This is a genomic window from Paenibacillus sp. J22P169 (assembly GCF_059691995.1).
This window is the reverse complement of record NZ_JCAUAO010000002.1, coordinates 92,700-109,423: the sequence shown is the minus strand read 5'-3', so window position 1 is coordinate 109,423 and position 16,724 is coordinate 92,700. Positions and strand designations below refer to the sequence as shown.

The following is a 16,724-nucleotide window of genomic DNA, read 5'->3' as shown; positions in this document are numbered from 1 at the left end:
TTAGTACACCCCTTCCTCTCCAATCTTCTTAGACGCGAAGTTAGCAATAATGATCAGCACAAGTCCGACAACGGATTTGAACAGCCCAACGGCCGTTGTATAACTGAATTCTCCCTGCATAACCCCGTTCCGGTACACGTAAGTGTCGAACACATCGGAAACTTCGCGATTTAAGCTGTTTTGCATGAGATAAATATGCTCAAAGCCAATCTCCATCACACTTCCGAGTCTTAAGATAAATAAGATAATAATCGTCGTGCGCAACGCTGGCAGCGTAATATGCCAAATCTGTCGCCAACGTCCCGCTCCATCTACAACTGCTGCTTCATACAAGCTCGGATCCACCGAAGCAAGCGCCGCAAGGAAAATGATCGCGCTCCAGCCAGCTTCTTTCCAAATATTTTGAAACAAGTAGATATAACGGAAATAATTCATATCAGTCAACAGCTCGAGTCTAGGTAAATTCCAGTTTGCAAGCACTTGATTGATTCCGCCGCTTTGTGTGGCAAACAGCAGCACTGTGATGCCGACAATGACAACCCAGGATAAGAAATGAGGCATATAGACAATAGTCTGCATCGTTTTACGAAACCAGGAAACTCTTACTTCATTTAATAAAACAGCAAGAAGAATCGGTATAGGGAAAAACAGAAACAAATTGAATGCACTGAGAATCATGGTGTTTTTCAACAGCAGCAAAAAGTCCTGTTCGGAAAACAAATTCTTGAAATGCATCAGTCCAACCCAAGGGCTGTCCTGATAACCTAGAAACGGGTCGTATTGCTGAAAGGCGATGACAATGCCTGCCATTGGCAAATATTTGAACAGCAGAAAAAACAATAGTCCGGGTAAAATCATCAAATACAGCGGAACTCCTCTGGTCCATTGTCTCCATACAAGTCGTTTAGACATTATCATTCTTCACCTCCTAATAGAGAACCCTCCAAAAAGGAGGGCTCGTGGTTTTTATTTAGATTTCGCGTATTCTGCATTCATTTCTTCTACGATTTTATCTCCACCGCCTGATTTCCATGTTTGTACTGCTTTATCGATGGATTCCACAGGTTCCTTGCCGGAAATCACTTTTACCAAGGTATCCACATATTTGGCGTTGAGCGGGGTTGAAAGCTTTGCACTTGTTTCTGGGTTAAATGCTGCTCCAGGGTTATAAATAGGGTACTTGGCATTGTTCGTGTAGAAATTTTTGATTTTGCCAACCAAATCTTGATTGTCCCACTTACGAACAAGAATCATCGGGTCATATCTTCGTAGGAACCACGATGGGATTAAGTACGGACGATCTTTCTCAAATTCGTCAAGTTTCTCGAACTTCCCATCCGCTGTCTTCTTGTAGTGAACTCCCTCAATACCGTGGCGAGTCAAATTGTCGCCTTCATCGGATAGCAAATAGTCCATGAATTGCATAATGCGATCCTGCTTCTTTTTATCGATTTTCGCATTGATGACAAATTTGGTAGTGCCCGGCGTGAAGGTTTTAGTTCCGCGCCCCCCATTAGGTCCCGTAGGAGGGTCGATCTGAAGCACTTCGGCTTTCGGTTGTACTTTCAATAGAGTGGGTTCGACTTTATCGAAATACTGGTTCGGATTAATCCAACTGATGCCAAGCTTGCCTGCCGTAAATTTCTCAAGCGGATCACCGATTTTGTTAATTGCAAAATCTTTGTCAAGAACGCCTTCTGCATACGCTTTGCGGTAGTAATTGGCGAATGCTTTCGTTTCTTCGACTTGCTCTTGCACCGGAACAATCTTACCATTTATCTCTTTCCATACATTACCCAAGCCAAATGCATACCGAATATGATCATTATCCGTAAACGCACCGGTGCTAGCTGTGACAGCGAAAGACATTCCGATTGTATCGTTCTGTCCGTTTCCGTCTGGATCCTTTGTTGCGAATGCTTTGGCAACATCATACAGCTCGTCCGTCGTTGTTGGTACCTTCAATCCAAGCTTATCAAGCCAGTCTTTACGAATTACGAGAGAATCCCGAATATCTGTGGAATAATAAGGAAGTCCATAATACTTGCCTTTCGGGCTCATAAATTGGAGCTGCGATTCAGGTATGTACTTCTTTAGGTTCGGATACTTATCGATTTCAGGCTTTAGATCCATGAACAAGCCCTTGTCGATCCATTTCGCAAATTCGGCGGTATATACCATGAATACGTCCGGGAATTCGTTAGAAGCTGCCATGACATTTAGTTTCTCTTTATAGTTGTCACCGGGCACCCACTGAATCTTCAGATCAATGTTAAGCTTCTTGTTTAATTCATCAATAATTGGATTCTTTTCCTGCCACCCTCCGCCTTCCCAGCTGTTGGTCATCATCGTTATCGTCAGTTTTTCTGCTTTGTCATCTTTCGCCGTCGCTACTGGAGTGGGTGTACTTGTACCTGCAACCGATTGCGTCGCGGGTTCATTACTGCTGCTGCAACCAACTAAGCTAGACGTCAAAATCACAAGTGATGACGCTGTAAGTAGCCATTTTCTCACTGTCAATTCCCCTCCAATATGGTTAATACTTTATGATTTAGGATCATTATATCGGAAATAAGCATGCAGTTCGTTACACAAAACCTTGTTTTCTTATCTTATTCTATTTCATTAGGGAAGGTGGATTCAGGAATACGATAAGGTATCCTCACAGATATAACACATCCCATTTTGGGATACGAAGCCAGCGTAATGCCATACTCCTCTCCATATTTCATGACGAGCCGAGCATGAACATTAGTCAATCCTAACGAATCCTGCTTTACGATCCCCTCGTCGATGTGGGAGGTCATGTAAGTTAACCGTTTCTTTAGTTCCATAATCTCATCTTTCTCGAATCCAGGACCATTGTCTGTGATTTCGATAATGAGATCGTTATTTACCGTATAGGCGCTAATTAGAATAGTCCCTCTTCCGCCTAATGGCTCTATTGCGTATTTAACTGCATTTTCGACAATGGGTTGCAGCGTAAGTTTGACAATTTCAGATGATAGGTACTGTTCCGGAACTTCAATTTCACTTTGAAAATACTTAGGAAAACGGATATGAATAATTTCAAGATATTTTTTCAAATGATGAAGCTCTTCCTTTAGAGATACCGTCATGTCGGTCCATTTTGCCGTATAGCGGTATAAATCGGCCAAATTACGGGACATCGTTTCAATCATGGGAACGTTTTCCAAATAGGCTAGACTACGGATAATTTCTAATGAATTATATAGCAAATGAGGGTTTATTTGATTTTGCAGAGCATGAATGACGGCCACCTTCTGTCGAAGTTGACTCTGCACCTCCTGAACCTTTAAATCCGCAACAGTCACCATTAAGTCGTTCAACTGTTGAATCATGACATTAAAACTGAGGTTCAATTGCTGAAACTCATCATGTCCGGGTATCATATCCGCCCTTACGTCTAAATTGCCTTTAGCGACTTGTCCCATTAATCTTTTCAGCTTAAGGATCGGCTGAACGAATCGAAAAGACAATAGAGGGACTACCAGCACAATTCCTATGAAAATAATAAAGATGACAATATAAGTGGAATTGCGAGCCGCAACAAGTCCGCTGTTCATTTCGTCGAAGGGAACGAGTGTAACAATAGACCATCCTGTACTTTGAGATTCAATCACAGCGTTTAACATCTTTTTCCCCTGCCACATCTGTACGGAAGTTTGCTCTGATTTTTTCAGATCAAGCGGTGCTAGATCTGTCTCGGAGCGAGGCAGTCCAAGCCACTTACTCTCAGGGTGATAGATGACAATATCGTCTTTGGATAGGACAAAGAATATGCCTGTTTTGCCTAGGTTGGAACGACTAAAGGTTGCATCTAATTCTGTTAGCTTCAGATCAATAATGAGCATCCCGCTTAGTTCCAGTGTCCTTGTGCTGTAAATCGGGATTAGCAACGTCAGAATAGGTTCCCCATTGGTTTGATTATTCGATAAAGTATGGGTCGGCATAACCTTCATCTCTTGGACTAAAGGAAACTCGGACCATCGCTGCTGCTGCTCTATTTTCTGTGAACCGTAATAATCAGTAATCGAAACAAGCCGTCCATCGCTTGCGACCAAACCCATTCCTGCGATTTCCGAATAATCGAGCGCTATATATCTTTTCAAATCTTTTCCAAGGTCTTCAATCTCCACTGATGGATCTCCCGCAAGCCATTGCTGGACAATCTGGCTCTGAACCAAAGATGAAGACGATTGGCGAATCTGCTTGAAATAATATTCCATATGATGATTTAAGCGGGTAACCGCTTCTTTAGAAATATTGAAAAAATCTTTTTCCACAGCTTTACTGTAGTAGACGTTCGAAAAATAACCGAGAAGCAAAATGGAAATAAGGCTAACACTCAAAAAAGCGACGGTCATTTTCACATTGATGGATGTACTTTTCACCCTCATTTCACAAACCCATGCTCTTTCTATATTCATTTGGCGACATGCCGACCATTTGTTTAAACACCCGGTTAAAATAAGGCAATGTTACAAAACCAACCCGATCTGCTACCATGTAAATTTTCATTTCAGGATCAAGCAGCAGTTGTTTGGCCTTGTCAATACGAACCCGATTTAAATAATGAATGAAGGTGGAGCCGGTTTGCTTTTTGAACAAGGTACCGAAGTAAGATTCGCTCATAAAGGACATTTCCGCTATCTTCGCAGGTTGAAGATCTTCGGCGTAGTGACTTTGAATATACTCGCACGCTTTTTTGATCACGATTTTTATGCTGGATCTGGAATGATCCTTATAGTGTTTCAACCAAGTTTCCGTTAAGCTCCGAACATGATGCATCAACTCCGACTCTCCCGTCCCGACAATTGATACACGTTCAAATTCGGGGTACACACCTGTAATAAGGTCGTTCATTTTGTTGATTAAGATACGAAAATAGCTGGAACGGATACTTGGATGAGTCACTTTCAACTTCAAAATATAGCTTGTGAGTGTCTGTTGTTCTAGCATGAGCTCTTGCTTATCCAGCTCGGAAAGTTGTTCAATAAATGATTGAATCCGTAAGCAGGCATTGCGCATCTCAGTAAATCCTTGGAGTTTTTGAATGGATCTTTTCAATGCTCCAGATAATTCATCTTCATTAATCGGTTTGAGCAAGTATTCGGACACTCCGTGACGCATCGCTTGCTGCGCATAGTTAAAGTTGTCATACCCACTCACTATGATCGGGACGATCGGAATATTATATTTCGAGATTTGTTGGATAAGCCATAATCCATCCTTCTTGGGCATCATAATATCCGTTATCAAGATAGTCGGCCAGCACTCCTGTATGTAATTCCACGCTTCCTCACCATTAGCTGCCTCTGCCACAACAGTAAAGTCCGAGTCCAAGCGCTCAATCATTTCCGTAATGGCGCTGCGAATCCAAATTTCATCTTCTGCCACAAGTACTGTAAACATCCCGTTACTTCTCCTCTCTTACTGTTTGGTTTAACAGCTTGCCCATGATCAACTCATCAACGAATTGTCCATTCAAATAAAAGACATGCTTTTTGCGCCCTTCCATTTCAAACCCCATTTTCGTATACAAGGCCAGTGCGGTATGATTTGGCTCCATCAGCCCAAGGCTAAGACGGACAATTCCCTTGGTTCTGGCCCATTGCTCCAATGCTTCAAACAACTTAGTTCCGATTTTCTGACCGGTATATGTCTTCATAATGCCAATTACAAGGTAGACGCTATGTTTATTGCGTGCGGCCTCACCACCAACGGCTATTAAGTAGCCTACAAGATTTCCTTCTTCCGATTCCGCCACAAAGATGGTCGAGTTACCGCTATTTATAAGCTTCCGAATTTGATCACGAACTTCGTCTTCGGTTGATTTTCTTTCTCCGAGTTCATACAACAAATAGGAGCTTTCACCGTCAACCTTCTTAAATAACTGATTCAGTAATCCCGCATCACTCTCGTTAACTTGACGAATTATCATGTTGTTTACTCCTCCAATACCTTTGTCTATGAATAATACTACCAATAATAATGATATTTTCTGTTTTATTCTATCATTAATTTAGAAAACGGAGTCCACAAACACCTAAACACTGAAAGCCCTTAATAGATGGAAAGTGAATTGAATAATTACTTAGGGTTACAAAATAAACCGGAACCCCTTATTTCCCAAGAGGTCCCGGTCTTATAAACACTATTCAACTTCATTCAATCTCCCATCCCGAAACCTCACAACCCGCTTCGCCTTCCCCGCTTTTTATTCCTTTCCCGCGTGCTCGTGGACTGTCCATAGCACCGTTTGCGGAGTCTGGCCAGCAATAAGTTGTTTCCCGTCACTGTAGCCTTCCTCTCGGTCTGCCAATTCAGCTGCCAGTCGTTCACGCCAGTTCTTCAGACTGGCATTATACAGCGTATCATCAACCAAATTTTTGAGTTCTTGAGGATCGTTCCTTAAATCAAACAACTGTTCTTTCCCTGTTTGGGAAAACCAGATATATTTTTGGACACCGTCTGTCATGTAATGGTTCGACATCGCTCTAAACATGTGTTCGCCATGCAGGACTTCGCGCCAGGTGATGCGTTCTCCTTTTGCCAACGGGATTACACTCATGCCCTCGACCGTTTCAGGAATCGGCACACCGGCCGCCTCCAGCAATGTCGGCATAATATCCCTGATTTCGATAACATGATCGTTTTTCGTATTTTTATCCAAATGTAAAAGACCACCTGGATCAGCTAATATAAAAGGGACCTTCACGCTGCCTTCATACGGCATCGCCTTACGGAATAAATGATGGTCACCTAACAGCTCGCCGTGATCGGATACGAAGAGAATAACCGTATTGCTGAGAACATCGTACTCATGCATGGCTTGCATAAATCTACCGATCTGATGATCGACATGTGTAATTAAAGCATAGTAAGCAGCTCTCGCCAGTTTTAGCCTGTTTTTAGGAACAATACCTTTGTAGGTAATGGGGTCCAAGCCGCTTCTCTCCACATCATGATCGTCCACCCATTCTCCAATTGCAGGCTCTGGCATATCCGCATTCAGGTACATATCGAGAAAAGCTTGCGGTGGATCGAACGGCGGATGAGGACGAACGAAGGACATGCTGAGAAAAAAGGGTTTGCGCGGATCCCGACGGCGCAGGAAATCAATCGATTGGGTAACTACCCAATTCGTCGGGTGCAGCGACTCGGACAAATGCCAAGGCCTCGCCATCGTGGAGGCATTACAATCAAGACCCAGATCCAGTAGATCGCTTGTCGCCCCTGCCCGCTCACGGAGCCAAGGCAGATAATCATCGCAATTATCGAAGAATTCGGCTGAGGCCGTTTTTGTGCGCATACGATTATAATGCAAGTAGCCGTCATGCAGAATCACATTGTGAAAACCACATAAATTGCGCGCAGGAGATACATGCATTTTGCCGACACATTGTGTATGGTATCCGGCTGCTGACAGCACCGAGGGCAGTGTATGCTCGTAGTCCCACGGCACATGCTCTTGATAGCCAACTCTGCCGTGACTTCGTTGGCTCATGCCCGTAAGCATGGCTGCCCTTGCAGGGATACAACTTGGCGTCGCGGAATAAGCGTTTCGAAACAGCACACCGGAGCGCGCCAATTGATCAAGATTAGGTGTGTCCACTACGGGATGGTTCAGGATGCTTAGGCAATCGCCTCGCATTTGATCAACAGAAATCAGTAAAATATTCGGCTTCATCTTATAGCTCCTTCAGGAATAAAATCGGTCCTGTTACACAAGTTAATCCACTAACTTGAGTGCAGCCTTTTTATCTGTCCACTCCAATATCCAAACATTCTCTCTACTCTCCGAGCTGAGGCGAAGCAGCATGTTTCCCTCCTCTCCAGCTTGAACATGTAGTCGTAAATGCTGTTCCAATTGTCTATCCCCACTATCCGGTTTATAAGTAAAGGCATTGATAAAGATAACTTCACGTCCTACCGAACCTGGCACCCGCTGCACGAACGTTTGTCTGGAGCCGTTAATCGGATTGTCAGGTGTGATAGCTGTGATTAGTTTAGCTGGTTGTGAGCACCAACTTGCTTGCAACAGCGTACCCTCATTCATCTGCCAAAGGAAAGAATCCGCCTGTTTGAGTGTCCTACTCTGTTTCTCCTTCAGCCATTCCTGTGAAAGCCCACTCACCATGCCATCGTAAGGCTGCCAGGATTCCTCGTCCGCCAAACGGCCGCTAATATGATACAAGAGGTCGATCTCCCGCTCCGCAGGGATCTTAACTTTAACGAGATCAAGCAGCAGATTATCGGTCAGTGCGCTAATTCTCCGAATACTCGCTCCACGGTAAGTCTGCTCATCCCAAGGGCACATATCCGGCGGCAAAATGATGGATCCTTGCATGCGGCATCCCTCGACGTTCCACTCCGCAGCGCATTCCACCCACGAGCCCCAATCCTCTCGGAGGTATTGCAGCAGCTTGCCGTCAATTGGCGGCTGATCCTTGCCGTTTAAGCATACCGTATTGTGAGAATAGGTGTGCTTAAACCAGCCGTAGTGCGCAGGCACGCCATAAGCAGTCGTCCCTGGATCGATGAAAAGCGGCACACTTCCGGCGCAAAATGATAGGCCGAGGCGATCCATATGATCATGTTCTCCGCCGAACGTGCTATGTTTGATTAACAGGTGCCATCCAGCCCGGTTGACAAGCTTCGTCAGACCGCTAACTTCAGAAGTACTATCTGTGACGATCTGTTCAGCCAAAGAAGGAGTACAGCCCCCGCTCTCTTTGCTTATCAACGTTTCGTTCAAATCCTCGCCAAACCACAAAGATTCCAGAGAGTTACGATCAACGGAAGAAGCCGTATAATGCGGTATGCCATCCGTACCGATTAAACCATAGGCAAGTTGCAGCAGCTCTTTGTATGCAGCATCCTTGTACCACGCAAACGCTATCTCATAATGAGGAGCTAAAGTTGGAACAGCCATTCTGTAGCTCGCATCATTCATATTCGGCAGCGAGCCATCCGGTAAAATATGCCCCAACGGAAAATCAAACATTTTCTTTAGTGTAGGGTTGTCTTTTAGTTCCCACACCGTGCCTTCCACAAGAATCGCATACTGAAGTAAAGACTGATAGCCGTAAAAATGATATTGAAAATTACCTTCATACCACATGCCGTCTTCCAAAACGCCTCGCTCCAACTGATCGAGCAAACCGTGAGGCCCTTCTAGACCCGCCCGGTGAATCTCGTTATCTTGAAGCAGAAATCCCAGCATCCCAATAGCTGAAGTAATCAGCAAAGCATGATTATGAAGCTGATACTCCTTATGATTAATGAGAAACTGCGCACAAGGTCTAAGCAACCCATCGTGAATACATTGTTTCTCATCCTCTGTAAGCCTGCTTGCGATGAACTGAAAGGCATAACACAAATCAATGATCCAGTGAGCTTCGTCCAACGTTTGCGCAAACAGCTTGCCAGGCCCGTTGTAGGGAATATTTCCATGCACCTCATAGCCTTCATAGAATTGGGAGTAGGCTAACAGAACATCTTTTACTTTTGCCGCAGCCTCGTCTCCGTTCGTAGTCAGACTATAGACCGCAAGCTGTTTCATACCGATCCCTAGTTTTGAGTGTGCCAGTGTCACCCAGGCGGCATTATAAGGCTCACCGCTCCATTCTTTACAACAAACGGAACATACGTGCTGCCTAGGCTTGCTCCATTCAAAGCGAAGGGGACTTCCGTCATGATGGCAATAATAATAATGTCCCCAATTACCATATTCCTTCTCCGTGATCGTATAACGGATCTCCATTGCACTTTGAGCCTGTTCGCGCAGCAACTCTACAGCTTGCAAAAACGCTGGATCATGGAAGTTACGCAGCAGCTTTTTCAACCGTGGTGCATTCATGAACAATGTCTCCTTTCCGCATTGGGGACCTATCAACCTTTAATGGAACCGGAAGTCACTTGCATGAACGTTTTGTTAGCCAATATGTACACGATCAGCAACGGTAAAATGGACAAACAAGCGCCAGCCATCATAAAGTGTGTCTGAGCCGCAGAAGAGATCCCGTAGCGCAGACCTGCGAGTCCAACTGTCAACACTTGCAGCTTCGGCTGGCTCATCGTAAACACAAGCGGCAAAATGTATTCATTCCATGCATGCCTGAATGTGAACAAAGCTGCAACACCAAGTCCAGGAGTTAATAGTGGAACAATGATTCGGGTATAAATCCACAGCTTCGAGCAGCCATCCATCATCGCAGCCTCGTCTAACTCTTTGGGTATCGCCTTTACGAAGCTAAGCAGAATAAAGAAAATAGAAGCATGGCCGCTAATTAAAATAATAATGACAGCCCATAGTGACGTATTCATGTGCAGTTTAACCATGAGCTCGAACTGCGGACGAAGAACCACTGCCCCAATAGAAATAAACATCGTAGAGGCTTGCAGTGCAACATAGAAACTCTTCCCGGCAAAACTTAAACGATCGACTGCATAAGCAGCCATCGAAGCTACAATTAAAGTGCCAACAGTCGTGAGCACACTAATAAACAAACTGTTCCACGTATAGGTGGAGAAATGCGCCTGCTCCCACACCTCCGCATAGTTGCTGAAATGCCACTCTGACGGCAATATCGTTGCACCGCCAGTAAGCTCTGCATTAGATTTAAATGAGCCCAAGAAGGCCATCAAGATAGGAAAAATAGTTAACAGCGCGATTAGGAGCAAAAAGATCCATAATACCGTCTTTTTTACGACTGGTCCTATCGACCATGTGCGAATTACGGATCGCTGAAGCTTTACGACTTCCGTTGTCATCGGGATACCTCCTGTAAGTTTCCGTTTTACACGGACATGGCTGACTAGAACACCTAGAACACCTTATTCATCCGTTTGGATGCATAGAAATAAATCAAAGTTACAATACCGACAATCATCGCAGTAACAAAACCGACGGCGCTGCCGTATCCAATCTGCTGTTCCAGACTCGAACCCGACGTCGACAGCGGGAAGAACAATTTATACACATAGAGGAACATAACTTCCGTCTTACCAATAGGGCCGCCTTCAGTCAACACCATGATGCTCTCATACCCCTTCAAGGAGTTAATAATCGCGAGCATAATGACCATTTGCATAACAGGACCGAGCATGGGAACTGTAATATACCAAAACTTCTGTGTCGCATTCGCCCCATCTAACGAAGCACTCTCATAAACATCGTTTGGAATATTCTGCAGTCCTGCCAGAAAGAGCAGCATGTAGTTTCCAACGGCTCCCCATACCGCAATTACAATAACACTGAGCATGGCATGATCTGGCCCAAGCCAATCAATATTTTTGGAAATCAAATGGTAGCGAAGTAAAAATTGATTCAATATGCCATTATAGGAGTTGAAAATGATAAAAAACACAACAGACATGACCGATGCGCTTACAATTGTCGGCATAAAATAAATCGCCCTCAGCAAATGCTTTCCGCGCAAACCTCTATTTAATATCACTGCCAAAATAAGTGACAGCGGAATTGTCAGAATGAGCTTTCCTCCTGCATATACGAAGGTATTCACCACAGAATCCCAATACGTATGATCCTCAAATAATCTAGAAAAATTATCAAAACCAACGAATCGTTCCTTGCCGTAGCCCTTATAATCGTAAAACATATACCTCATCGCCCAAAAAATGGGATACACACCAAACACTAGCGTCAATAATAGACTAGGCAGTGTAAATCCGAAGCCCGGGATATGTTCTCTCCATTTTCTCATCTACCTTCCACCTCCTGATTGAAAAAGTCGGAGCCGTCGGCATCAAGCCAACAAGCTCCAAATTCATTGCTATTTCGCAAAAGTTCCTTGCATTTTAGCAGGATCGAAAGTTGGGTCTGGCTTGACTTTGACTTCTCCTGTAGCAATCGCCTTATCCAAAGCTTCATTGTAACGCTTGTTCACATCAGCAACGATTTTGTCCAAATCTCCGCCTTCCAGGATATATTTCCAGAAAGCTTCCTCATACTTGACACCCTGAACGCTAACAGTCGGCTGAATTGGCCATACACCATCATATTTAGTAGGCAGGAATCCTTCAATGCCGTTGATGTCAGGCTTTTTCGCCTTGGCAACAATTGACGGAACCATAGAAATTCCATAGCCCTTCTCATGGTAAGGTTGAAGAATTGTATCGGCATACATGTAGTTAATAAATTTCCAAGCCGCGTCTTTCTTAGCCGAGTTTTTGTTGATAGCTAACCATTGACCTCCAAGGAAACCGGAAGCTCCCTTAATCGATCCATCGATCGTTGGCGCTGGCGCCGCAGCCCAGTTAATCTTCGCTGGGAATTGACTCTTATACACGCCAGGCTCTGAAGAGTAAGACAGGTACATCCCGATTTTACCTTCCGCGAACTGCGCGCGTAGCGGATCGATATCCAACGCTTCCATCCCCGGCAATGTGCTGCCGTCATCGCGCATTTGCTTGAACGCCTTGGCGATATCCTTAAAGCCGGATACATCGAAGCGCGCTGTTTTGAAATCGTAACCGAAGCCTCCATATCCGCTTAACTCCGCGATCACTCGAGCGGAACGGTTCCATGCGCTACCTGCATTTTTGAATGGTAACGCAAAGCCGTACGCTCCCGAAGATTTCCCTGCAGCCGTAAGCTTCTTGGCGTCCTCCACCATCTCTGCAATCGTTACAGGAGGCTTTGTAATACCGGCTTTGTCAAAGAGATCCTTATTGTAAACAAGTCTCATCGTGCTGCCATAGTTCGGTAGGCTGTACAATTTGCCATCGAACTGATTCAAATCCGGCATAACTGGAAAATTCTTTTTCTGGTCAGCGGTTAAATACTCGTCAATAGGAGCCATGTATCCTTTTTTATAATAAGTCTGGATCGTACCTTCTTTGACCCTGAACACATCTGGAGCCTGGGCTGCGGCAAACGCTAGATCCAGCGCCTGCGCATAGTCATCGGCCTTGACGACGAGTTCAACCTCAATGTTATCTTTGTTCGACGCATTAAAATTGTCGATCACCTGCTTGATATAATCAGCATCATGACGATCCAGCGTCCAGTATGTAATTTTCGTTTTCTCAGCAGGCTTGCCCGTCGATGCTGCAACTGGGCTTGCTTTTGCACCTACACTCTCTTCCTTTGATCCTGATCCGCATCCTGCCAAACTTACTGCCATTAGAGCGCTCATTACAGTTAAAGTCATCTTCTTCATTCTAGAAGTCCTCCCCTTGTATGGTTTCAAACATGTGACTGTTCTTGATATTTATTGTAGCTGACGAGCTCATTGCGCATAATGTGGCATAACGAAGAGAAAGGGCAGAAATTCATCATTTCTGCCCTAGATATGCTTCTTTAAACTCCGAAGGCGTTTGGCCCGTATGCTTTTTAAAAACATCACTAAAATAACGCCTGTGTTCATAACCCAAAGATAATGCGATCTCCTGCACCTGATAATTCTCAACGAGCAGCCGCTTGGCACGATCAATCCGCTCTGTTGTTACGAATTGGTTGAACGTCGTGCCTGCAACCTTTTTGAAGAGGTTAGCAAAATGTCCTCCGCTTAAATTCATATGTCTGGCGCAGTACTCTACCGTTAGATCCAGATGCAAATTCGCTCGGATATATTCAATAGACCTATAAATTAATTGTGCGGAGTCGCTGACTCTTTCCCTTCCGATCCAGGCACAACCCGCTTCGCACATTTCATTAAGCAGCAGCTGAAACTCCTTGATCGTGGCCAGTTTTTGGATGCGGCGGTCCCTTAATTTGTAATCGTAAGGTTGCAGAACGGATATCGGAACCAGCTCATGGAAGGTTCTCAGCATCATTAGGGCCATATCATAATATAGACTTTGGATATATTGAGGATCTGGCAGCGGATGTAATTGATTCATATCACCAAAAAACTGTTCCAGTTCTTGTAACGACTTATCGAGATTGCCCGCTCTGAGGGAGATGAGCAATTCCTGCTCTTTATCCTGTGCATATCTCGGAATTGCCTCTCTCTCTTTTGGCAAGTCCTCACTACTAAACACCCCATTACCACCTGTATAGAAATGATAAGCTAGCGCAGATAAAGCCGACTTATATGACCCCGGCAATTCCTGTAAGACGTGCACGCTGGTTCCAACACCTATAGATATCGTGAAACGCGTATTGCCCGCAATGTTCGAGCAGCACGCCTCCGCAATACGTTTGGCCTCTTCGGTGTGCAGACAATTGATGATGCAAACATATTGGCTCGGGCCATCACGAAAAACGATGCCACGAGTCATACTGCGAATGGTTTCCTCGATGATATTGTGCAGAGAAAAGCGTACGAGCTCGATCTCATGAATCGGTAAAGCGCCGTATTTCTCCATAAATTGATCAATTTCAATAATGAAAACCGTTAGACCCTCCCTGTCCATGTCAAGGTGCATCTCATCCCAATAACGCTGAGCATCCTCTTCTCGTGTCTCATGATTCAATAATCTCCCGAAATATTCCTGACGCAGGAGAGGAAGGCCATCCTGAACTTTTTTCTCCATATACTGTATCCGTTCATACTTGTCATACTCACTCTCGAACTCTTGTTTAGCCTCCAAAACAACCTTCGTAATCTCCTCTATGGAGAACGGCTTCTTCACGAAATCAAATGCCCCTAAACGAATTGCTTGCTTGGCATATTCAAAATCCGTATAAGCGCTGAGAATAATTATTTTACTCTGAGGGAGCAAATCGGTAATGCGTCGAGTCATTTCCAGCCCATCCATCCGAGGCATGCGGATATCGGTCAAAATAATATCGGGGCGCGTTTGTTCAATCAGCCTCAGCCCTTCCTCTCCATTCTTCGCTGTACCAGCGACTTCAATGCCGTACATGTGCCAATCAATTTTGGTGGCAATCATGGCTACAGTACTCTTTATATCATCAATCACACATATCTTGATTTTCGTTTCCATGGCCTGCATATAACATTCCCCCCCCATTGAGCGATATGATCAAATCAACTCTAGAACCGATCCCTGGTTTACTCTCAAAATGAATCCTTGCATCTTCCCCATAACACAGCCGTAGTCGGTGCGCAATATTCCTAATTGCATAGCCTTTATGCGAATCTAAAGGCTCCTTCATGGACTGAAGCAAGTGATTCACATTCATACCAACACCGTTATCTTCCACAGACATACAGATCGACTGCTCCGTCTTTTTCAGCACAATCCGAATATGACCGCCTTCTTCCAGGTCTTGAAAACCATGAATAATCGAGTTTTCAACTAGAGGCTGCAAAATTAGCTTAGGAATGTTGAACTGTAAAATGGCCGTATCTTCAACCTCAATATGAAAGTCAAAGCGATCCTCGTAGCATTGCTGCTGAAGTGCCAAATAATGTCTAACATGCTTCAACTCATCCTCGATACTTACAATATCTTTTCCATGACTTAATCCAAGCTTAAACATCGTTGACAAGGATAAAATCATTTTGTTAACATCTTCCGTATTTCCTAGTACCGATTTGCAATATATCGTGTTTAACGTATTGTATAAAAAGTGAGGCTCCATTTGCGATGAGAGCGCTTTAATTTCTATTCTCCGCTTCTCCTGCTCCCCTCGCTTTACTTTATGAATCAGCTTCGTGATTTCTTCAAGCATGGAGTTAAACCTCGAACCTAGATGTGATACCTCATCCTGATACATACTGTGAAAACGGACGTCCAGATTGTTATTCTCCACGCGCTTCATCAGGTTGTGTAAATGAAAAAGGGGTCTCAATAACAGGCTTGTCAGCATGTTAGACAAAAGCAGCGCCAACAAAACAAATCCGAGAATGAACACAAGTGTCGTCCATTTAATCGCATTCACCTCCTGCAAGACATCGTGCTTGGATTGAACTGCGTATAATACCCACTCTTCACCAACGTCCATTCGGGAGTAATTAATTAATAAATCATTATGGTCAGATACGAAATTGAAATTCCCATTCTTCACCTGCTTAGTAAACCCAGCTAGAAATGCTGGATCTTGTCTCCAATTTTCCTTATCCGTGCTGCTAAATCCAATTACAGGTCTTCCGTCTCTATTGACCACTGAATATTGGGCAGAGTTACTAAGTTGATCGACAATTAGGTTTTGCAAATCTTTCTCCTTAATATTGACGACAATATATACATCCTGAGAGTTGCCGCCGGAACCATCCACCACAAAGGAAAGCACTCGATCTCTACCGTAAAAGAAATTGTCCTCATGTCCCTCCATCCAGACTCCCCGCTTAAGACGTTTAATCTTCTCATACATTTCGGACTGATAGAATGAATTCTCACTCAATCGTGTGTAGTTCGTGGAATAAAAATCGCCTATCGGTGTAGCTATTAAAATAGACTGGATAAAGTTGTCATTGAATTTAAGCTGCGCCAGAATGGATTGTAGCGCAGAGAAAGTATTGTAATAATTACTTACATTACCTCTCGATACATCAGTTAACATAGATTTATATGGGTCGCTCATCTGGAGGGACAACACTGACAAAATGATTTTCTTTAATTTCTCATCAAGCACCTGTGATGACTTATTTAAAGAGTCCTGACTTAACCGGAGTGCATTGTGTTCCACAATCCTCGAAGAAATAATGTAAGAGCTCAAGCCTGTAGCAGAAATGGCCAATGTCATAAGGAGAACAAAGGAAACCCATATCCGCCTTTTTATCGAAAGTCGATACAGTAACTGCTTCAAACTTAATCACTCC

12 protein-coding genes are annotated in these 16,724 nt (G+C 44.1%); all 12 read right to left on the bottom strand.

Annotated features, from left to right (window positions below):
* Positions 1-912: an ABC transporter permease gene (locus tag AC58QG_RS15035; protein ID WP_497362937.1), complete on the bottom strand. Its 912-nt coding sequence runs from the start codon at positions 910-912 to the stop codon at positions 1-3.
* A gap of 54 nt (positions 913-966) precedes the next feature.
* Entirely contained in the window at positions 967-2,514 is a 1,548-nt protein-coding gene (locus AC58QG_RS15030) for an extracellular solute-binding protein (RefSeq protein WP_497362936.1), read from the bottom strand.
* Positions 2,515-2,612: 98 nt separating this feature from the next.
* Positions 2,613-4,415 (bottom strand): sensor histidine kinase, encoded by a 1,803-nt coding sequence (locus AC58QG_RS15025; RefSeq protein ID WP_497362935.1) that lies wholly within the window; start codon positions 4,413-4,415, stop codon positions 2,613-2,615.
* Between the two features lie 7 nt (positions 4,416-4,422).
* Complete coding sequence (locus AC58QG_RS15020; protein ID WP_497362934.1) at positions 4,423-5,436, bottom strand: response regulator transcription factor; 1,014 nt, start codon at positions 5,434-5,436, stop codon at positions 4,423-4,425.
* 4 nt (positions 5,437-5,440) lie between these two features.
* Positions 5,441-5,965 carry a GNAT family N-acetyltransferase gene (locus AC58QG_RS15015; protein WP_497362933.1) on the bottom strand — a complete coding sequence of 175 codons (525 nt, stop codon included), beginning with the start codon at positions 5,963-5,965 and terminating at the stop codon, positions 5,441-5,443.
* A gap of 276 nt (positions 5,966-6,241) precedes the next feature.
* Positions 6,242-7,714: an arylsulfatase gene (locus tag AC58QG_RS15010; RefSeq protein WP_497362932.1), complete on the bottom strand. Its 1,473-nt coding sequence runs from the start codon at positions 7,712-7,714 to the stop codon at positions 6,242-6,244.
* Positions 7,715-7,756: 42 nt separating this feature from the next.
* Positions 7,757-9,886 carry a heparinase II/III domain-containing protein gene (locus tag AC58QG_RS15005; protein ID WP_497362931.1) on the bottom strand — a complete coding sequence of 710 codons (2,130 nt, stop codon included), beginning with the start codon at positions 9,884-9,886 and terminating at the stop codon, positions 7,757-7,759.
* Positions 9,887-9,918: 32 nt separating this feature from the next.
* On the bottom strand, positions 9,919-10,800 hold the full coding sequence (locus tag AC58QG_RS15000) for a carbohydrate ABC transporter permease (RefSeq protein WP_497362930.1): 882 nt from the start codon (positions 10,798-10,800) through the stop codon (positions 9,919-9,921).
* A gap of 53 nt (positions 10,801-10,853) precedes the next feature.
* Entirely contained in the window at positions 10,854-11,753 is a 900-nt protein-coding gene (locus AC58QG_RS14995) for a carbohydrate ABC transporter permease (RefSeq protein WP_497362929.1), read from the bottom strand.
* A gap of 69 nt (positions 11,754-11,822) precedes the next feature.
* Complete coding sequence (locus AC58QG_RS14990) at positions 11,823-13,211, bottom strand: ABC transporter substrate-binding protein (RefSeq protein ID WP_497362928.1); 1,389 nt, start codon at positions 13,209-13,211, stop codon at positions 11,823-11,825.
* 115 nt (positions 13,212-13,326) lie between these two features.
* Positions 13,327-14,943 (bottom strand): response regulator, encoded by a 1,617-nt coding sequence (locus tag AC58QG_RS14985; RefSeq protein WP_497362927.1) that lies wholly within the window; start codon positions 14,941-14,943, stop codon positions 13,327-13,329.
* The gene (locus AC58QG_RS14980) at positions 14,912-16,648 is read right to left on the bottom strand and encodes a sensor histidine kinase (RefSeq protein WP_497362926.1); all 1,737 of its coding nucleotides are present in this window, start codon (positions 16,646-16,648) and stop codon (positions 14,912-14,914) included. Before AC58QG_RS14980 ends, AC58QG_RS14985 begins: the two co-directional genes overlap by 32 nt.
* Positions 16,649-16,724: the final 76 nt, after the last annotated feature.